The sequence below is a fragment of the Chryseobacterium sp. JK1 genome, assembly GCF_050632815.1.
Classification (GTDB): Bacteria; Bacteroidota; Bacteroidia; order Flavobacteriales; family Weeksellaceae; genus Chryseobacterium.
Map to the genome: position 1 here is coordinate 2,554,623 of NZ_JBODRU010000001.1, position 20,690 is coordinate 2,575,312.

Consider the following 20,690-nt stretch of genomic DNA (forward strand, 5'->3'; position numbering starts at 1 on the left):
CTACCTATGAAAAGAAGATTGTTATTTGGCGAACGAATGTTACTGGGAGACGGAACAGAACCGTTCAATGCGGTGATCCCTTTCAGACTCAGAGGTACCTTTGCATTAAAGGATATCCAGCAGGCTTTGGCTCAGATCCAACAAAAACATCCGTGGTTAAGAGCGCTTATTGCTCACGATGATAAAAATATCCCCTGGTTTGATGTTCCTGAAAACCCGATCTCCATTCCGGTGCGAATTATTGCCCGAAGAGGAGAAGATCAGTGGCAGGAAGAATCCAAAAGGGAATGGAATACTTTATTCGATCCTAAAAAATTGCCTCTTATCCGGTTTGTCTGGATCAAGGGGGAAGACGTTTCTGACATGCTATTTGCGTTCCACCATTGTTTATGCGATGGTGGTTCTGCAATGGCCTTCCTGTATGAATTTTTAAAGGTATTGGATAATCCAAAAGCTGATATTGGAATAGAAAGTCCTATTTTAGGCATTCAGGATGTAGTTCCGGCGAATATTTTAAACAACCGGAAGAAAAAATTAAAAGCCAAATTCATTGGAAGATTAGCAGCTACAGCCATTAAGGTGATTCCTACCGGTAAAAAAGCTATTGACCGTCAAAATGATTATTTAATCAGCTGGAAAGTAAGCGAAACCATCAGCCAGCAACTGATTTCCTATTGTAAATCCAATGGGGTTACGGTGAATACGTTTTTAAGTGCCGCTTTACTTCAGGCATTCAAGAAAATAAAAGGAACCGGAGCTTTCAATAAAGTGTCCTGTCCTGTAGATATCAGACGTTTTGCTACTCAGGTGAAGAACGATCATATTTTTGCTTTTGGATTGATGATCGTAGTTTCTGCCAATGAAAAACTGAGCTTTATAGAGAATTTACATGCGATGCAGGCTTCTGTAGAACGTAAAACCTCTAAACTAGACCCTTATATTACCATGATGGTGATGGAATCCGGACATGATGCGTTGAATAATTTCACGAAACTGTTAAAGAACGGAAAATCATCTAATGACTGTATGTTTTCCAATCTGGGACGTATTCAGATCCCTCATGAGTATAAAGAATTTAGTGTAGATACTATTTTCAGCCCATCGGTTATTGGTCCGCTGGGTAATACCACTACACTGGTCGTTTCTACCTACCGTGGGAAAATGGATTTTTCATTTGTAGGAAGTGAAGGGTATCTACCGTATACCGATGCCATGGCCATCCGTGATGAAGTCATGCAGATCATTAAAACCCAACTGGAATATATCGCTGTATCATGATCAAAAGAAAACTAATGATGGTGGAAAGGATCATGTATGTAGATCCCGAAACCCCCGTAAATTGTATATTTGCAGCCAAAATAAAAGGAGAACTTCCGGAGCAGAATTTTAAAACTGCTCTGGAAAAAATCCAGCAGAAACATGCACTATTAAGAGTGGTTATAGACTCTAAAACTGAGAAATATCCCTTTTTTATAGAAGAAAAAGAGATTGCTCCTATCCCACTCCGCATTGTAGAAAGAAAAACAGACGAGGACTGGCTGACAGAATCTCAAAAAGAATGGAAAGTTTTATTTGAAGAAGAAAAAACACCACTAGCCCGTGTAGTTTGGGTAAGAGGGCAAGATGTATCTGAAGTATTTTGGGCCATTCCTCATTGTATTTCAGATGGGACCACAGGAGTGACTTTAATGAAGGAACTCCTTCAGCTTTTGGACAACCCTGCTTTGGAATTAGAACCTTATGAGCCTTTCACTTCTGTAGATGAATTTCTCCCTTCCAACTTTAATGTAAAAAGTAAGAAGTTCAAGGCTAAACTTTATCTGACCTTTGCCAGATTCTTCTTTATGCTACAGCAAAAAAGCAAAAAGAGAAATCTTGGACACAACTATGTGCTTCACCAAAAACTGGATCCGGCCACCACATCTCAGATCACTGAAAGATGTAAAGCCAATGGGGTTTCCGTACATGCTTTGCTTTGTTCTGCGTTTATGCAGGCATTCCAGGAGGTAAAAGGCAAAGATGCCAAAGGGAAAGTCATTAGTCCGGTGGATGTGCGTCATTTTATTCCGGAGATCAAAGAGGATCATTTATTTGCTTTTGCCCCAACGGTTGACCTTGCGATTAAAAAAGGAAGTTCCGATCTGTTGAACAATGCCAAACACATTAAAGAAGACCTTGTTCAGAAAATAGGAAAAATGGAAGCCCGCGAACTGCTCTGGATGGGTGAACAGATGCACCCGATTGTTGACCGTATGATCTCCATGCTTAAATCAAGCAATGGCGGCCATGATGTGACCTTATCCAATATGGGCAGGATTAATATTCCTAATGAGTATAAAAACTTCAGCATTGAAACCATTTTTAGTCCTACGGTAGCCTTCCCATGGCTGAACTCAAATACTTTGACAACGAGTACCTACAACCATCAGATGGATTTTATATTTTTGTCCAACGAAGACTTCCTTCCCAAAGCAGAAGCCGCCCAAATAAAAGAGAAAGCCATCGCGCTAATGACCACCTCATGAAATTGAAATTTAAGCCGAAACCGCCTAAAAAGCTCAAAAAAACTACCCTTAAACGCTTTCTCATCAAGCGTACAATTTATTATGTCCTTCCCAATGTATTTTTCAATTTCATCATTGCCTATGCCAGCTTCAAAGAATTAGGCTACACCCATTTTTTCTCCGGCGAACAAAATCTGGCCCGCCTTACCCTACCCATGGCCTTATTTCTCCCCGTTGTCCTCACCATAGACATCATCAAAAGAGTAACCGATGCCGCTGGACAAGGCGCCATTGAGTTTACCGTAGATGAGCAATTGAATATTAAAAAGTTAATGACCAAGCTGAGTATTCTGCATGGCTTAATTACCTGTTCTTTGGTATTAGCTATGCTTTTTTTAGGGCAGTATAATTTTTCTAAGGATTATAAGCTGGATGCTACGGCGATGGCTGTTGTTGTGGGAACACTGGCTGGGATTTTATCTGTGGTGTTTGTGTATTTGCCGGTGTGGAGGTTGAGGAGGTGGATGTGTAGGAGGATTGAGATTATAGCTTAAAAAGCTTATTAACTCATTAAATTATACAAATAAATCTTCAGTTATAAATCTGAAGATTCATTTGTAAAGTATAATATTATATTTTATTATTAATAATTATATTACATAATTTTCTCCTTAATAAATTCAACAAAGGAAGTAAATTCATTAAATGTTTTATAACCAGCTTCCAATGCATACTTTTCTTCATATTGGCGAACACCGATATCTTTTCTGTTTTTTTCTGGATTACTTAACCAATTCTGATGAGATGTTTTAATAAATGCTCCTAAGTCTATTGCCTTAATTATGGAATATTCTGGTGCTTTTGATCGATCCATAGGTAAGCTAACAAAAACAAAATATTTACTTTCTGATGCATTTATTTCATGTTCTATTTTTGCTGTTAAAAGCCACTTCTTTTTTCCTTGTGTTGTTTTAACTTGAATCGCTAATTGATGTTGTCCATTTTCATCAGTTACCATGATATCAACACCATTAGAATTTCTTAAAGTAATAGCCGCTAAGAGTCCATTTCGTGTAAATTCTGCTGCAACATAATATTCACCCGCAACTCCAGACAATTGTTTTTTTAACTTGGTTAACATAGTTTAAATTTTAATTATTTGAAAATATTGGTAAGGTTAATCTAAATCTTTTTTTTAAACTATTTTATTCTAATACCTTCCAATTATCTTTATAAATTTTCAAAGAACCATAATTTATTGTTTCTCTTTTTGAATCAATACTTGAACCATAAAATCTTCTCAAATTTGCATTAATTGTTTCCCCATCTATAACATAAAATATTGGTTGTTGACCAATTTTATTAAGTATCACAAATACAAAATAATTCCCAAGTAATTTATTTTTATCTACTGTATATGCATTATGTGTTCTTAAAGTTTTTACCTGAATCTTTTTAGGATATAATTCGTCTTTAAATGCAATTATATCAACTGCTTTTGCATTTCCAAAAGTTAAAGAAACTTGAAAATTTCTTTTTAGCAATTCAGCAGCAACAAAAAACTCACCACTTAGACCAACCTTTTGTTTGTCAAAAATTTCTTTTGTAATTATTTCTGATAATTGAGTTTCCATATATTTTAATTCAAACCTAAATTTACTGGCTAGTGATTACTTTTAAATCAATATTGCCTTCTTTCTTTAAATGATTAGCTGTAACTCCTAATAAACTTAGAATTGGTTTAGATACTTTTTTCTTTGAGATACTTGGTTGGACTATATAAATATCAAATAATAAAGGTTTTAACTTTGAAAGAGTCAATAACTTTTCCAAATCCTCAACTGTACCTTTCCTTAAACGAGTTAATCTGCTTTTATTCTTTTTCTTTTCTCTATTTAATAATCTATTAAATAAATCCTCATTCTTATCTTTGTGTCTCCATATAAGGGATTTCTGAGCTTGTCCACAAACCTCATAGAGATTTTTCACCTCATTAGAGACTTTTCCTTCAGAAGCAAATTTAAGATGATATAAGTCGATTTTGATATTTTCCCCCTTATCCTTTATTAATATAATATCCGCTATTTCACCACTGTTATCATCATTGAATACAATATCATAATCTTCTTTAATAAATTTTTCAATACAAAAATATTGAATAGATGTTTCCTTTGGCTCTCCAAATCCTTCTGATTCATCTTTGATTGTAACACCTTTCCATTCCCAATCAATAAGCTCATCTTGTGGAAAATCAAAAATGTCTTCTTGAAAAGTCACATAATCATTTCGATATAGATATCCTCCATTGTGAAACCAGATAAGAGGAGGATTATCTGTAAAGAAACTTTCTAATTCTAAAGTTTTTGTTCCAATATTTATTTTAGCTGTTATTGCCTTATTAGTCTTTTCAACTTCAAACAAATATTCCGTTTCTGTACCAACTGTTTTTTTTGATAGTTTGATTTCAAATGGTATTCTTTTATTATCATCAGTTACTAAACTAAATTCTATCTTTTTTGAATTTTCATCGATAACTATATCCAATTCTGTATTGGATAAATCATATCTATCATTTCCATTAATATTAAAAGTTATAGTACTTTCAGATCGATACATCTTAGGATTCCAATCTGCACTTATTGCTACAGCATCAGGTTTTTCATAAACCTTTTGTGGCTTGATTGTATTTTTCAATAAAATATCATTACCATCAATATCTTTATTTGAAAGCTTTTCACCAATTTTATTACACCAATTAACAAAAGCATTTACAGTTCCTCTTGAGTATGACCAAATCCGGCCTTTCCTTGATGCTCCAATTGAGGTAACTTCCCCATTTTCAAAACCACTCCCAAATAGATTATTATTAATTCCTGATTTTTCTTCAGATAATGATAATCCATCTTGAACACCTCTACCATAATAAGATTGAAATGTAATATCTTTTCCAAGCCCTTTTCGGAGACCTAAGTTGAAAACTTTTAATCTGTCAATTTGATAAAGAGATTTAAAAACATCTTTATCATTAATCAACATAGAATCTTCACCAATAATACTATTGGCTAAATCTTTATGTAAAGTGCCCTTATCTGAAGAATGAATGAAAAGTAAATTGTTTTTAGTTTCCCAATAAATTATATAAATATCCCAATCAACTGAATAGACATCTTTTGATTTAGTCCAATCAACAGCCTTTTTACTTCCTAATAATGCGATTATAATCTTCTTTTCTCTATTAATGTCCGAAAATTCGTAATCATAACTTTCATAACCATTAATTCCCTCTTTGAAATTTGAAGGGTTCCAATCATTTGTATTATTTTTATAGACGACAGTACTAAAAGCAGGTCTTATTTCCTGTAAAGGAATAATAAAATCATCTAAATTATCAAACCCATGCATAAATTCCTTTAAATCAATTTGTTCCTGTGTAGCCTGTAAACTTAAGCTTGGCAAAATAGTATTCCAATTTGAGTCTCTTGTGTATAACATACTTAAAACATCTTTAATTTTTGGTTGATACATATTTGCTATAAAACAAGCATTTCCTAAATTGTTATCCTTGTTTGTTCTTGTAAATCGGCCCGCAAACTGTAATGTAATTGGTAAACTCTTCCTTACATCATGAAATGCAGCTATTTTTAGTTCGGGTAAATCAAACCCTTCACCTAACATATCTACACAAACAATAATTCGGTGTTTTTTATCAACAATACTTTGCTTTACAGAATTAAGATTTTCAATATCTGAATGGATTACAACAGGAGATAAGTCGGAATATTTCTCATAATAATTTTTAAAAACCTCATCTGCTCTATACTGGTTATTACATCTTGCCATTATTATATGGTCATAACCTTTTTCTAAATCTTCCCTGAGGCGTTTAATAGCAACTTCTGAAATTTTTTCATCAGCATCTTGTAATTCATATTCTCTTACAGGTACAAAATCTATTTGCTTGAAATAGTTTTGTTCTTGAGCATCTTTTAATGTGAAATTATAAATTATTTTACCATTAAGAATTTCCCCATCATTTCGATATGGTGTAGCTGTAAACTGAACAACTTTTTCTTTACTAAAGGAACTTATAAATTTATCCCAATTGCTTGCCTTTGAATGATGCGCTTCGTCAACAAATAGGTGTGAAAATGATTCTTTTATTATTTCGAGTTCCTCAGCTTTACCCATTAGACTCATTGTTGTAATCACAACATTGCATTTACTAATAAATTCCTTTAGTTTATCAATTGACTTGAATCCAGAATTCAATATCCCAACAATTGGAAACATAGCTTCATTATTCAAAATACTTTTATTATCCTTATCTTTCTTTTTAAGCCATCCAAGAGTAATAAATTTTTCTGATAATTGTCCTCTTAAGGCATCAGATGGCACAGTCACTAACAACTTATCACATTGATTAGCAACTAAAACAGATAACATAGTCTCTGTTTTTCCTGTACCTGTTGGTAAAACTACATTTGCAATATCAACTGCATTAGTAAAGTGTCCTAAAATATGATGGATTGCTCCTATTTGCGGTGTCCGCAATCCAGGAATTCCTTTTTCAATATCTTCTTTTTTAAAATTAAAATTACCTTTCCAACTGTCGATAACATCTTTTGGTTCATAGTTTTTGTGAGAACTTTTTATCCATTTAATTACCTCAATAGTAGAGTTAGTTAAGTCAGATGGTGTAAATTTATCAATTAACAGTATGTTATCGGCCTTTTCATCAGTATTCTTATCTGTAGTAAAAAAGTATTTTTCATTCTTATGTTTAACATGAAATCCTTTGTCATTAACTGTTATGATCTCAACATCTTTTACTTCTTCTTCTAAGAGTAAATGTCTTATTATATTTTTTTTTGATGCACCATCAAATTTTTCTTCCCTAATTAATTTTGGTAATTTTATTTTCATATATCATGTTATTAGCGTGTCTAATTTAACAAAAATACACTATTCATATACTTTAACATTACGGATTACCATAATGTTATGGATAAAAATTTTTCATGAACTGTTTAAATAAAAAAAGGTTCAACACATGCTGAACCTTTTTTATATCTTAAACAAATTATCCCTTCTCAATCAACCTCTCCAATCTCCCCATCATTGCATCCTTCTCCCTCAGCATCCTTTCATAAAGAGCAACCTTTTCATCATACAATTCCACAATTTTATCCATTGGATTAAATGTAGGATAATGATTATACATAAAACCTGTAGCATTATCGCTGGCTGTAAACGTATTAGAAATAATATTCACCGCCTGCTCCTCATCAAAATTCTGAAATGCTTCCACTGGAATTTTCAATACTTCAGAAATCCTTTTCAGTAAAGGGTCTTCAATAATTTCTTTCTGTTCCAGCAGAGAAACTTTCTTCTGGTTCCAGTCGTCCCCAAGGTCAAGAGCCAATGCTTCCTGCTTGATGCCCAGCATTTCCCTAAATCGTTTTACATTGCGTCCCTGATGTATTTTATGTTCCATATTCATCATCTATTATAAAGAGTTAAATATAAAAAAATATTTAGAAACTATTTCCATTCTATTACTTAATTCTATCCCCCCGATCCCGGCCCATTCAAATACTCATTACTAATATCCTTCTCCTTTTTAAAATCCATTTTCCCAAACTTATAGCTGAAGCTGATTCCGAAAGAACGGTACGGTAATTCTCTTACAGAATAGGAATCATAATCTCCAGTGCTTACGGTGGTTACCTGTTTGATATACTTATTAAACGGATTGGTGATGGTAAATCCTAAGCTTGCCTTTTTGTTCCAGAATTCTTTTCTTCCGGCAAAGGTATAGGTGATGGATTGTGGATTTTTCCCCTGGATATTTTTGGCAGCTGAGTTGTAATTTCCGAATACTTCCAACACAAAGTTCTTTGGAAACTGATAATTAAGATTCAAATTCGCACGGTAACGCATTCCCATATCTAAGTTTCCTACATAAATATGGCTTACAATATAGCGGTGAAACACCATAATATTACTTCTCAAATTCAGTTTGTTCTGGAAAAAAGGAAGTGATAGGGAGACAATTCCGCCGGAGTTGTATTCTTTCCCAATATTATCTCTTGCCGTAACCGATACATTGGTGTACTCTGTTCCGTTAGCAATAAATGTTGGATAAAAGGTAGTAATCTGTTTTAAATCCTGACTGTTGATGCGCTCCACAAGTGACAATGAGATATTCCCTCCATTGGCCAGGTTTTTTGTGTAGCCTAATTCCATATTATCTCCAATTTCAGGCTTCAAAGCCGGATTTCCTGTCGTAATATTGTGCGGATCACTGAAATTAAGGAAAGGATTAAGTTCTGTATATTCCGGACGCTCCAGCCTTCTTGTATAGGAGAGTTTCACTGTTTCACCACTATCAAATTTATGAGATAAGATGAAGGAAGGAACCAGTAAGCCATACGATGGAATATTCGTATTTGGGAAATCAATTTTCAGAGTAGTATATTCATATCGTAGACCTGCTCTTACATCCAGCCAGTTCAATAGTTTTAATTTGGAAGAAAAATAGGCAGCATAGAATCCCATATCGTAATTTAAATGATAGGATTGCAAAGGATCGGTTTCATACTGCCCTGATGAAGTATTCAAAACATGAACATCGGTAGCATTGGTAATATGCTGTTGTACTGTTTTAAGCCCCATTTCAAAAGTAACATTATCATTCAAAGGATGAACATAATCTACTGAAATATTGTGGCTGTTATCCGTTCCGGGATTACTTCCTGAAATACCATTGTAAGGTCCTGCTGCTCCCAATAAACTTTGAGTCTGTAAATAACTGGTCTTTGGAGAACCATAACTGAATACGTAATCTGCCGTAAGCTCCTGCCCTTCTTTGGCAAAGGTTTTTCTAAAACTCAGACTTCCATCTATAGAACGAACAGAAGATTGATTGTCTGAAGTTCTGGATCCGATAATAGAGGTTACATCGGAAGTAGTATGATCCGTAATATATTGCTGTTGATTGATTAATCCCGTACTTTTATTCGAAAAGCTATTGAAAGAAAGTGAACCGCTTAATGAACTGGTTTTCGTAAGATTCCAGTCGAAACCTAAGCCTGTACGGTAACCATGTCTTTCAAAATCTGTATACCCGTCCTGTAATAAATGGGTGTTGGTATTGGAAGCTGCATCTCTTGACGTTCTGTCCTGAGAGAAAGGAGTTTTGGCCTTTAGCTGAGCATTTCCGCTAAAAAAAGCATTCATGCTGAAATTATTATTCTTATAATTCAGGTTCAGAGATCCGGTTTCAAATAAAGTTCCACCCGTAGCATTCACACTTCCATTGATTCCTCTTACTTTGTTATCTTTCAGAACAATATTAATGATCCCTCCCGTCCCCTGAGCATCATATTTTGCTCCCGGGCTGGAAACCACTTCAATACTTTTAATCTGACTCGCCGGAATGGAAGCCAGTGCATCTGCCAGACTGTTTCCAAATATGCTGGATGGCTTTCCGTTAATCAAAAATCTGATGTTGGAGTTTCCCTGAAGCTCAACATTTCCATCAGCATCCACTGTTACCTGAGGGACTTTTCTCAGCACATCAATCGCTGCTCCATTTTGAGAAGTCACATCATTAGCAGCATTAAAAACAATTTTATCAACCTTATTTTCAATCACCGCTTTTTTACCAACGATCGTTACTCCTTCTATTGCCGTTTCTCCATTTGTTAATCTGATATCACCAAGAGCAACTGTTATATTCTTGTCATCCAGCTGAATATCTGAGGTTGTTTTATTTTTATATCCTGCATAAAAAACCGCCACTTTATAAGTTCCGGATGCAATATGATCTATGGAAAACTCCCCTTTTTCATTAGAAGTCGTTCCGTTGACTTCTTTATTGTCCTGATTTAAGAGTCCGATACTGGCATGATCTATTGATTTTCCCGTATTGGAATCTACAATTCTTCCGCTTATTTTCCCTTGACCAGCTCCTTGCTGGGCATTAACCCAACCTATCGAAAACAGCATGGCTGCTAAAATTGTTACTTGTTTCACTGTGATATTAGAATTAATATGAAGCAAAAGTGAGAATCAATTTAGAAGAAATTCTGAATTTTCTACTGAAACAGATTTTTTAATAACCACAAAAGGCACAAAAGAGTTAAACAATTAAGTAATAATAAGGGACAAGCTTTGCGCACAATAAGTACACTGAAGTTTTTGAAAATCTTTGATTTTCTTCTTACGTGTACTTTGATACAGCATCATTTTAAACTAGCTTAAGTGAACTAAAGTGTTTTAAATAAAAACTTTTGTGACTTTTGTGGTTAAAATATAGTCGAATAAATAGTGGAGTCTACCCTTTTCATCAGATGATTTCCCTAACTTCTACGCCATTCATAATACTTTAACATCCATTATACCCCATCCCCAGATAAATTTTCGTTCTTTTGCAAAAAGTTTTAATTTTTTAAATAATCGCATGTCGAAGTTTGATGAAATCCGGTTTTTTGATGATCATGAAGTCAATGAAAGGCTGGGAAGTGTAGCACGGGATCCTATGATGAAAGCATTGATGAACTTTACTTTTCCGGATACGGAAGAGCAGGTTTGGTTGCATCAGTTTAAAGAAATTCATTCCATCAGTGATTTTCAGCATCATTTTGTAGCTCATACTGTTCGTCAGATTCTTGCCAAAAGTTCTGAAGGGTTAACGACTTCTGGTTTCGACAGGCTTGATAAGAATACACCCTACCTTTATATTTCGAATCACAGAGATATTGTGCTGGACACCTCATTGCTTAACCTCGTTTTGCTGGAAAGCGGGCATATCATGACTGCTTCAGCCATTGGAGACAACCTTGTGAAGAGAAAATTCCTGAATGTACTGGCTAAGCTCAACCGCAACTTTCTGGTTCAGAGAGGACTCTCTCTTCGTGATCAGCTGAAAAGTTCTCAAACCATGTCTGAATATATTAAGGACCTGCTATTAGAACAAAAACAGTCTGTATGGATTGCCCAACGTGAAGGCCGTGCTAAAGATGGTAACGATGCTACTCAGCAGGGAGTTTTGAAAATGCTGGCCATGGCTGCAGGAGATCAGTCGCTGATCGATTATTTTAAATCACTGAAAATTGTTCCAATATCCATTTCTTACGAGTATGATCCTACAGATTCCTTAAAGATGCCACAGCTTCTGGCTAAGCATCGGGAGGAAGAGTATATTAAAGGAAAAAATGAAGACTTTACAACAATGCTCAGCGGCATATTAGGACAGAAGAAACGTATCCACCTTCATGCCGGGCATGTTATTGATACAGAACTGGATGATATTGCTATGCACATCGAAAATAAAAATAAACAGCTGCAGGCTATTGCTCAGATCATTGATACATCTATCATCAGCAATTATAAGCTTTGGCCCACTAAATTTATAGCTTACGATCTGCTTTACAATACTGATAAATATGCTTCAGAATATACGGAGCAGGAAAAACAATTGTTTATCCGAAGGCTGGAAATGCGTATTTCTTCTGAAGATGCTGTATCTAAGGAATATTTCCTTACCATGTATGCCAACCCTCTCATTAATAAAATAAAACAGGAAGAGAAATAATCATTCTATCCATTGATTTTATCCGATGAATGCATGAGCATAGGGGTAAAATAATTCTGAATAAACGGTCTCCTATTTGTAAAAATTGAGATCATTTCTTAAAGAAAAGGTATCTTCGCGAAGTCCATATAAGATTCGCTGAGATGAAAAAAAAGATCCCTTCTCACCACAACCAGCTGGAGAATTCTGCTGTAAGGCTAATGCCGCTATCTGTGCTTCATGAAAAGCAGGCAGAAATTCACCGGGATGATCACTATATGCTGATAATCCAGAGAAAAGGTGATTTTACTCTTGAGGTAGATTTCAAAACCATTCAGTTAAAAGGTCCTTCCCTCTGCTTTGTGGGCCCGGGACAGATTCATCAGTATATTCACCAGCAGGATAATGAGGGCTGGTTCCTGTTTGTGGAAGCTGGAGCGGTTTCCGAATCCCACCAGGAAATATTGGATATGCACCAGTGGCTTCGTCAGTCCGTATCCATTGATAAAAATGATGTGGTTTTTGACTTTCCTCTTCTGTTCGAAAAAATGGAAAAAGACAAGTTGCTCAACACTCCTTCTGTCATACTTCCATTGATAGAAGCTGCTATGGGAATCATTGTTTTAAAAATTTCAGAAGTTCCTGTATCACAGTTTCAGTATAGCAGTCATAAATATTCTATTACAAGGCAATTCAAAAAACTTATCGCAACGCATTATAAAAATACCAAACAGGTACAACAGTATGCGGAGCTCCTTACCCTTACACCACTCTACCTGAATGAAGCCGTGAAGGACGTTACAGGCTCCCCTGCCAGTTTTTGGATCCAGCAGAAAATCTTATGGGAAGCCCGCAGAATGCTCTTCTATACCACCATGGATGTGAAACAAATTGCTTTTGAACTGGGATATGATGATCCCATCTATTTTTCACGATTCTTTAAAAAAGGAACAGGCAAAACCGCTCTGCAGTTTCGAAAAGAAAACCAAGATTTGTCCCATCATCACCATTAAATACCCATCGGAGTTCCCATTTTCCCATCATAATTTTGTCTCATCAATCATCATAACAAATCAGAGATTGATGATCCAGTATTATGACACAAAAACATACCCAAAAACGCATTGCCATTATCGGAGCCGGACTAGGCGGTCTATGTCTGGCACAAGGTTTAAAAAAGAACGGAATAGACTGTACAATTTTTGAAAAAGATCCTGCCCTCAATACCCGAACACAAGGATACAGAATCAGGGTGAACGAACCGGGTAGAAATGCTCTTCAAGAATGCCTCCCTTCTCATTTATATAATCTTTTTATGGAAACCTGCGCAGCGAGCTATCCTGGAATGAACGTCGTAACCACGACTCTTGAATCTTCCAAAAATGAATTGGTAGAATCCTGGAGTGACGGCATAAAAGAAATCCCGGATCTGAAACCCAACCGATTAACATTACGGGAAATTTTACTGCAGGGATTGCAGAAACAAATCAGTTTCGGGAAGGAACTGGCAAGCTGGAAGGAACTTGAAAATAATGAAATAGAATTACATTTTACAGATGAAACAACTTACACCGCCGATCTTGTCATTGCGGCAGATGGTGTACATTCTAAAATTGGAGCGCAACATTGTAAAGATCAAAAAGTAAATACCGGCAATATTACCATCTATGGAAGAACTTTTTATTCTCCTGAAGCTCAAAAAGCTGTTTCTTCTCAACTTCAAAAAGGAACTTCCGTTATTGTAGGAAACCAGTTTTCGCTTATTACCGATGCAATGGTCTTTGACTTTTCAAAAAAAGACAGTTCCTGGGATCTATTGAGTCCGATTTCCAACTATTTCTATTGGGCTTTTATTGGAAATCCTAAAGCATTTGATTTGCTGCCTGCTGATTTTTATACTCATTCAGGAGAAGATATTGCTCACCTCATCACTCAATTAACCAAGGGATGGCATCCTCAGCTTACCGCCCTTTTTGAATATGCAGACCGGAAATCATTATCCATTACTCCGATCCGTTCATCTTTGCCAAAAGAACCCTGGAAATCGGGAAATATTACGGCATTAGGAGATGCGGTTCACACCATGAGCCCGGCAGGAGGTGTAGGAGCCAACACCGCATTTATAGACGCTGCTCTTTTAACAGCCAATATTCTTAGCAACAATGACATTTCAGTGGCTGTTAGTGATTATGAATCCAAAATGAGGTTTTACAGCAACAGAGCCATAGAAATTTCATTGCAGGGCGGTGAAATCCTGCATGGGACCTACGAAAAGAAATAATCATAACATCAGTTATTCAATAACAACAGTCAGTAAATCATTACTTATAACTTTATAAAATACTGATAATATATTGAGTTCGGTATTTTTTACACTGTTCTGTTCTGAATATATTTTTAAAAGAAAACTATATTTCCCTATTTAACCTGCTTTCAGCCACCAGTGAATAACTAAAACAATATGCACTGGCGGCTGATTGACTTTATGAATCGTTTATTTCATTTTAACTGAAAAAATCCTTTCTTTTTTTAAATGAAAAAATACCACATTTTGTAAAAACACTTTGAAAATTAACTCATTAAAACTAAATTGTTTATATTTAAATAGATAAAAGGCAATACAATTCACACTTGTAAAAGGCAAGATAATTGCAGCAATCTAAAAATCACACAAAATACAACCTATGAACTTACAGTTAGATCCATATTCTACAACCGAAAAAGATTCTGCTGATCATTTCCGTCTGGATATTCTGAATGGACTGCAAAATACTCCTAAAAAGCTATCTTCAAAATACTTTTATGATAAAATCGGAGACCATCTTTTTCAAAAAATCATGGCCATGCCCGAATATTATCTTACCCGTTGTGAACTGGATATCTTTAAAAATAAGACAGAGGAACTTGTTGAGTTACTCATTCCCCAAAACGAACCTTTTGATCTGATTGAATTAGGAGCCGGAGACGCCATGAAATCTACCTATCTGCTAGAACATCTGATCAATAAAGGAAGCGATTTTACATATATGCCTATTGATATTTCCGGAAACATCCTTTCCATACTCAATGATAAATTGAGTAATCAGCTTCCTGATTTGAAAATTACTTGTCTGGAAGGTGATTATTTTGAAATGCTTCAGAAGGCTGCATCATTGTCTAACCGCAGAAAAGTGGTTTTGTTTTTAGGAAGTAATATAGGAAACATGACTCCTGATGAAGCTGAAAACTTCTGTATTCACCTGAACCAGAATCTTTCTTCCAAAGATTGTGTACTGGTAGGTTTTGACCTTAAAAAGAATCCTCACGTTATTCTCAATGCTTATAATGATCCGCAGGGAATTACAGCTTCCTTTAACCTCAATTTACTGACACGCATCAATAATGAATTGGGTGCCAATTTCGATATCGATCAGTTTCAGCATTATCAGACCTATGATCCGATAAGCGGGGCCTGTAGAAGTTTTTTGGTGAGTCTTTCTGACCAACAGGTAACAATTGGTAATAATCATATTGCATTTGAAGAGCATGAGCTTATTGATATGGAAATTTCACAGAAATTCTCTCCTGAACAGATAAAAGAATTGGGAGAAAAATCAGGATTTATAACAACCGGAGAAATCAAGGATTCCAAAAAATGGTTTGTAGATGCTATTTGGCAGGTACAATAAAACGGGTTCATCAAAATCATGATTCTTTCTCTTAAAAATAACCCTTAAAAACTAAAAGACATGACACCAGAGATCACAATAAAAGATATAACAAAAAAATATATGGAGATCCGCGGGCATTCTGAAAAAATCTGCGCCCCATTGGAAATCGAAGATTATGTGGTACAGCCCATTGTTGATGTAAGCCCTCCCAAATGGCATCTGGGGCATACTACATGGTTTTTTGAGACCTTTATTCTTCTTCCGAATTTCCCCGGATATCAGGTTTTCGATCCTCAGTACAATTTTGTTTTCAACAGTTATTATGAAACCATTGGAACAAGGGTAATACGAACGGACCGTGGCAACCTAAGCCGCCCTTCTGTTTCAGAAGTCTATCAGTATCGAAAATATGTGGATGAGCAGATGAAAATTTTTCTCCAAAGCGAATTCATGAAAGAAAGTATTGAACCACTCCTCGAATTAGGTCTTAATCATGAACAGCAGCATCAGGAATTATTACTTACTGATATTAAATATATTTTAGGGCACAATCCGCTCTTTCCACCTTATACAAAGGAACAAAATAATATTCCAATGATCTCTGGAGACGCGCAGATGCTCAGCTTTTCCGAAGGAGTCTATGAAATTGGTTTTAAAGGAGAAGGTTTTTGTTTTGATAATGAATTGGGCAGACATAAAGTATTTCTGGATCATTTTGAAATTGCCAGTCAGCTGGTGACAAATGGTGAGTATTTAGAATTCATGGAAGCTGGTGGTTATTCCGATTTCCGGCACTGGCATGCTGAAGGATGGGACTGGGTGAAACAAAATCATGTAAAATCTCCTTTATACTGGCATTATATTGATGACAGTTGGCAGTATTACACTCTCAACGGATTACAGGAAATAGACCTTCAATCTCCTGTTTGTCATATCAGTTTTTATGAAGCATCTGCTTTTGCATCATGGAAACAAATGCGTCTTCCCACTGAAGCAGAATGGGAAGTTGCCTCTCATCATTTCGATTGGGGAAGCCGCTGGGAATGGACCAATTCGGCCTATCTACCCTACCCTCATTTCAAGAAAGAAGCGGGTGCGGTGGGTGAATACAATGGTAAATTCATGGTCAATCAAATGGTTTTACGGGGAGCCTCTGAAGCCACCCCAAAGGGACACAGCAGGAATACATACCGAAACTTCTTTCAAACCAATTTAAAATGGCAGTTTACAGGAATCCGTCTTGCCAGATAATTTTTGCCCATGATTACAGTTGAATCAGTTTCAAAACATTTTAACGGAAAAATTGCAGTAGATCATATTTCTTTTCAGGCAAATGATCAGGAAATCTTTGTGCTTTTGGGAACCAGCGGCTGTGGTAAAACAACGACTCTCAAAATGATCAACCGTCTGATAGAAGCGGATTCTGGAAATATTCTCATCAACGGTAAAAACATTCGTGAACAGAAACCGGAAGAACTGCGGATGGGAATCGGTTTTGTGATGCAGCATTCAGGTTTGTTTCCTCATTATACAATCCGGCAGAATATTGCTGTAGTTCCTGAACTGTTGAAATGGGACAAAAAAGAAACCCAAAGAAGAACCTATGAACTTTTAGAGAAACTTCATCTTTCCGAAGAAATTCTCACCCAATTTCCCAGTGAATTAAGTGGTGGCCAACAGCAAAGGGTCGGTATTGCCAGAGCTTTGATTGCTGACACCCCTGTTTTACTGATGGACGAACCTTTTGGAGCTCTGGATAATATTACCAAGGCGGATATCCATTCTGAATTTAAATCTCTTGAAGAACTTAAAAATAAAACAATACTACTCGTTACCCATGATGTACAGGAAGCATTTGAATTGGGACACAGGATTTGTCTGATGGATCAGGGACAGATTATACAGACCGGAACACCCAAAGAAATGCTTTATCATCCTAAAAACAATTTTGTTCGCGACTTTTTTGCTGAAAGCAGACTGTTACTGGAATATAAAGTAGCCACTTTCGGAGATATACTTCCCTTTCTTGCTTCTGAAGACTTATCGGTTGGCTTAGAATATATAAACAAGACAAGTATCTGGAGTATTTTACAGAAACTGAGTACAGATCATCATAATGCTGATGCTTATGAAAATATTGTAAAAGCTTTTAATCATTATAGAAAATTACAGGTGGTATGACGCAGCAGAATCTTTGGCAGTTTATTCTAGAACAGCATGACAAGCTTCTCACCCAGATCATTCAGCATCTTGGGTTGACGCTTTTTTCTCTGTTTCTGGCGATTATTGTAGGGGTACCTTTAGGTATCATAATTTCGAGAAAAAGAAATTTTTCAGGGCCCGTATTGGGAATTGCCGGAATTTTGCAGACTATACCCAGCATTGCTTTATTGGGATTCATGATTCCTGCCTTTGGAATTGGCCCTCAACCTGCCATTGCAGCTTTACTGATCTACGCTCTTTTACCCATTATAAGAAATACGTATACGGGAATTACAGGAGTAGATCCGGTAGTAATTGAAGCGGCTAAAGCAATGGGAATGAATAGAAACCAACTTCTTTTCAAAGTAAAACTTCCTTTGGCAATGCCTGTAATTATTGCTGGAATCAGAACTGCGGCAGTGATTAATGTTGGAGTAGCTACTTTAGCGTCTTTTGTGGCTGCAGGAGGTTTGGGAGAGTTTATCTTTGGCGGGATCTCTCTCAACAATACCAATATGATTCTGGCAGGTGCTATTCCGGCAGCATTGCTTGCTATTTTGCTGGATCAGATCATTGCTCTTATACAGAAATCAGAATATCGGCTGTTTCAGAAGCTGAAGTATGTATTGCCCATCCTTCTTATTATAGTGGGAGGCTTTTACATAACGACCCTTATTTCGCACCGTACTATTAAAGCAGGCTTTACTCCTGAATTTATGGGAAGGCAGGACGGTGACATCGGTTTGAGGAACGTGTACGGAATCAATGTGAACCCATTGGTGGTAAGCGATGCAATCATGTACAAAGCGGCATATGAAAAAGAACTGGACCTGATCAGCGGATATTCTACAGACGGAAGGATTAAAGCTTTCGACCTTTATGTACTGGAAGACAACAAAAACATATTTCCTCCTTATTTTGCGGCTCCTATCATAAAGAGCAAAACACTTGAAAAGTTTCCTGAATTGGAAAAAACCTTAGACCTGTTAGCCGGAAAATTCAATGATTCTATTATGACGGATTTGAACTACAGATCCGATTATCTCCATCAAACCCCGGAAAAAATTGCGAAGGATTTTTTAATCAGAAATAATCTTTATAAAAATCCCAGGAAAGGGGGTTCTGAAAAGATCCGGATTGGTTCAAAAATCTTTGGGGAACAATATATTCTCACAGAAATGTACAGAATGCTAATTGAAGGATATACCGACTATAAAGTAGAGACCAAAACAGGTTTGGGAGGAACGAAAATATGTTTTGATGCTCTCATGAATGACGCCATCGATTTTTATCCTGAATATACGGGAACCGGGCTTCTGGTACTGTTGAAACCCACTGCTCAGATCATCAAAGATGTAAGCCAAAGTGCTGATAAAACCTACCAGTATGTGAACCTGGAATTTGAGAAGAAATACGGTATTCGATGGCTGAAGCCTCTAGGTTTTAATAATTCTTATGCTTTAATGATGCGCAAAAAACAGGCTGACGATCTGCATATCAAAAGTATTTCTGATCTCGGTAACTATTTTGATAAAAATAAGTGACGATAATTCAGCATATCATTTTTATCCTATCTTTTATTACGATTTATGATGTATTCTATAAATGATCTATTGAAATCAGACGGATATTCCGCTTTCGTACCATTCTGATTCAATATTACTTTCTTCCCAATGTATTTTTTATTGTTCCAATCTACTATATAAGTTCTTGATTTGGTAACATACGAACTCGAACTTTCCGAACCATCTGTTAAATAAGCTCTTATCGTACTAAACTCTTTTTGATCGACCAGAATAGGCTCATTATTATAGAGGTAAACAATTATATAACTTTTAATACACCAATCTCTGCTGAAACCAATATAATTACAGTCTTCTTCAATCATAAATTTTGACAACGGAATAAGCTTGTTTATCCTCTCGATTTGTAAGCTGTCTTCCACAGATTGCTTTTCGAAGGTAATTGTATTATTTAATGACTGTCCAAACGCGAAATGACACAGATTCATTAAAATAATCAGTATTATTTTCTTCATAGCTATTAGTTTAGGAAGCAAAACTACTAAAAAAGGATTATGATTCACAGCATCATTATCCTGTTTTCTATAAAAAAATTAACAGATAGTCTTTTGATAAAATATTATCTTCGTACAAAATTTGACATAATGAAAAAAATAGTATTGCTGGCTTCGGCTGCATTTGTTCTCAATTCCTGTGTGGTAAGAACGGCTACGAAAGTAGTGTCTGGCGCGGTAAATCTCAGTTATAAAGCTGTAAAAGGAACTGTAAACGGAATCAGCTGGGCCGTAAGTAAGGCTAAGGGAAAGATTGATGAGGACCGTTTGGATGGGACGTGGAAAGTAGTTGGCGTTTACAAAGGTTCTTTCGAAGATTTCTCAAAAGATCAGAATCCGGATGGTTCATTTACTTCAGATTGTATGGAAGGAAGTTTTGATCAAATTATTTTCAAAGCCAAAAAGTCTAAATTTAAACCTGTACACTGCAGTTCTGATAAAGAAGACTGGGTAAAATATTCTCTGGAATTTGGTAAAAATCCTGTCACCAAAGAAAAGGAAAATTATATAGAATATAATTCCAACAACTACATTTCTGTAATTGATGTCAACAATAAAACGATGATTCTGGAAGGTAATCTGATGCCAAAATTAGGATTTTCGGGAGCTAAGCTCTTTCTGTTGGAAAAGGTAAGATAAAATCTCTTATTCATAAAAATAATTCCTGCTTCCTTTTATTC

At 35.9% G+C, this 20,690-nt stretch carries 17 protein-coding genes; 11 read left to right on the forward strand and 6 right to left on the reverse strand.

Translation table 11 applies throughout. The features are described 5' to 3' along the window. The first annotated feature begins 6 nt into the window (after window positions 1-6). The 3 genes from ACQ76T_RS11525 to ACQ76T_RS11535 are packed head-to-tail and all read left to right on the forward strand — an operon-like array spanning window position 7 to window position 3,058. Window positions 7-1,278 (forward strand): condensation domain-containing protein, encoded by a 1,272-nt coding sequence (locus ACQ76T_RS11525; protein WP_431343436.1) that lies wholly within the window; start codon window positions 7-9, stop codon window positions 1,276-1,278. After that, the gene (locus ACQ76T_RS11530) at window positions 1,275-2,525 is read left to right on the forward strand and encodes a condensation domain-containing protein (protein ID WP_431343437.1); all 1,251 of its coding nucleotides are present in this window, start codon (window positions 1,275-1,277) and stop codon (window positions 2,523-2,525) included. Before ACQ76T_RS11525 ends, ACQ76T_RS11530 begins: the two co-directional genes overlap by 4 nt. Then, the gene (locus ACQ76T_RS11535; protein ID WP_431343438.1) at window positions 2,522-3,058 is read left to right on the forward strand and encodes a hypothetical protein; all 537 of its coding nucleotides are present in this window, start codon (window positions 2,522-2,524) and stop codon (window positions 3,056-3,058) included. Before ACQ76T_RS11530 ends, ACQ76T_RS11535 begins: the two co-directional genes overlap by 4 nt. 101 nt (window positions 3,059-3,159) lie before the next feature. Here the strand turns inward: ACQ76T_RS11535 and ACQ76T_RS11540 are convergent, their stop codons facing one another. The 5 genes from ACQ76T_RS11540 to ACQ76T_RS11560 form a co-directional block, all read right to left on the reverse strand. Further along, complete coding sequence (locus ACQ76T_RS11540; RefSeq protein ID WP_431343439.1) at window positions 3,160-3,645, reverse strand: hypothetical protein; 486 nt, start codon at window positions 3,643-3,645, stop codon at window positions 3,160-3,162. Window positions 3,646-3,709: 64 nt separating this feature from the next. Next, window positions 3,710-4,138, reverse strand: coding sequence for a hypothetical protein (locus ACQ76T_RS11545; RefSeq protein WP_431343440.1), 429 nt, complete (start codon window positions 4,136-4,138; stop codon window positions 3,710-3,712). Between the two features lie 22 nt (window positions 4,139-4,160). Next, window positions 4,161-7,427 carry a DEAD/DEAH box helicase gene (locus ACQ76T_RS11550; RefSeq protein WP_431343441.1) on the reverse strand — a complete coding sequence of 1,089 codons (3,267 nt, stop codon included), beginning with the start codon at window positions 7,425-7,427 and terminating at the stop codon, window positions 4,161-4,163. A gap of 157 nt (window positions 7,428-7,584) precedes the next feature. Continuing rightward, a complete protein-coding gene (locus ACQ76T_RS11555) occupies window positions 7,585-7,998 on the reverse strand; it encodes a helix-turn-helix domain-containing protein (RefSeq protein WP_431343442.1) in 414 nt (137 codons plus the stop codon). Window positions 7,999-8,069: 71 nt separating this feature from the next. Continuing rightward, on the reverse strand, window positions 8,070-10,541 hold the full coding sequence (locus ACQ76T_RS11560; protein WP_431343443.1) for a TonB-dependent receptor domain-containing protein: 2,472 nt from the start codon (window positions 10,539-10,541) through the stop codon (window positions 8,070-8,072). Window positions 10,542-10,968: 427 nt separating this feature from the next. On the opposite strand from ACQ76T_RS11560, the gene ACQ76T_RS11565 reads away from it, so the two are divergent. The 7 genes from ACQ76T_RS11565 (at window position 10,969) to ACQ76T_RS11595 (ending at window position 19,477) form a co-directional block, all read left to right on the forward strand. Continuing rightward, the gene (locus ACQ76T_RS11565; RefSeq protein ID WP_431343444.1) at window positions 10,969-12,102 is read left to right on the forward strand and encodes a 1-acyl-sn-glycerol-3-phosphate acyltransferase; all 1,134 of its coding nucleotides are present in this window, start codon (window positions 10,969-10,971) and stop codon (window positions 12,100-12,102) included. Window positions 12,103-12,245: 143 nt separating this feature from the next. Further along, the gene (locus tag ACQ76T_RS11570) at window positions 12,246-13,094 is read left to right on the forward strand and encodes a helix-turn-helix domain-containing protein (protein ID WP_431343445.1); all 849 of its coding nucleotides are present in this window, start codon (window positions 12,246-12,248) and stop codon (window positions 13,092-13,094) included. Between the two features lie 83 nt (window positions 13,095-13,177). Then, the gene (locus ACQ76T_RS11575) at window positions 13,178-14,362 is read left to right on the forward strand and encodes an FAD-dependent oxidoreductase (RefSeq protein ID WP_431343446.1); all 1,185 of its coding nucleotides are present in this window, start codon (window positions 13,178-13,180) and stop codon (window positions 14,360-14,362) included. 403 nt (window positions 14,363-14,765) lie between these two features. Next, window positions 14,766-15,749, forward strand: a complete 984-nt coding sequence (gene egtD / locus ACQ76T_RS11580) for an L-histidine N(alpha)-methyltransferase (RefSeq protein WP_431343447.1) — start codon at window positions 14,766-14,768, stop codon at window positions 15,747-15,749. A gap of 60 nt (window positions 15,750-15,809) precedes the next feature. Further along, window positions 15,810-16,982: an ergothioneine biosynthesis protein EgtB gene (gene egtB, locus ACQ76T_RS11585; RefSeq protein ID WP_431343448.1), complete on the forward strand. Its 1,173-nt coding sequence runs from the start codon at window positions 15,810-15,812 to the stop codon at window positions 16,980-16,982. A gap of 9 nt (window positions 16,983-16,991) precedes the next feature. Beyond that, complete coding sequence (locus tag ACQ76T_RS11590) at window positions 16,992-17,912, forward strand: ABC transporter ATP-binding protein (protein WP_431343449.1); 921 nt, start codon at window positions 16,992-16,994, stop codon at window positions 17,910-17,912. Further along, entirely contained in the window at window positions 17,909-19,477 is a 1,569-nt protein-coding gene (locus ACQ76T_RS11595) for an ABC transporter permease/substrate-binding protein (protein ID WP_431343450.1), read from the forward strand. The genes ACQ76T_RS11590 and ACQ76T_RS11595 overlap by 4 nt, the downstream gene beginning before the upstream one ends. A gap of 26 nt (window positions 19,478-19,503) precedes the next feature. On the opposite strand, the gene ACQ76T_RS11600 is transcribed toward ACQ76T_RS11595, so the two are convergent. Then, entirely contained in the window at window positions 19,504-19,971 is a 468-nt protein-coding gene (locus ACQ76T_RS11600; RefSeq protein ID WP_431343451.1) for a hypothetical protein, read from the reverse strand. A gap of 129 nt (window positions 19,972-20,100) precedes the next feature. Between ACQ76T_RS11600 and ACQ76T_RS11605 the strand changes: the two genes are divergently transcribed. Then, a complete protein-coding gene (locus tag ACQ76T_RS11605) occupies window positions 20,101-20,649 on the forward strand; it encodes a hypothetical protein (protein WP_431343452.1) in 549 nt (182 codons plus the stop codon). Window positions 20,650-20,690 lie beyond the last annotated feature (41 nt).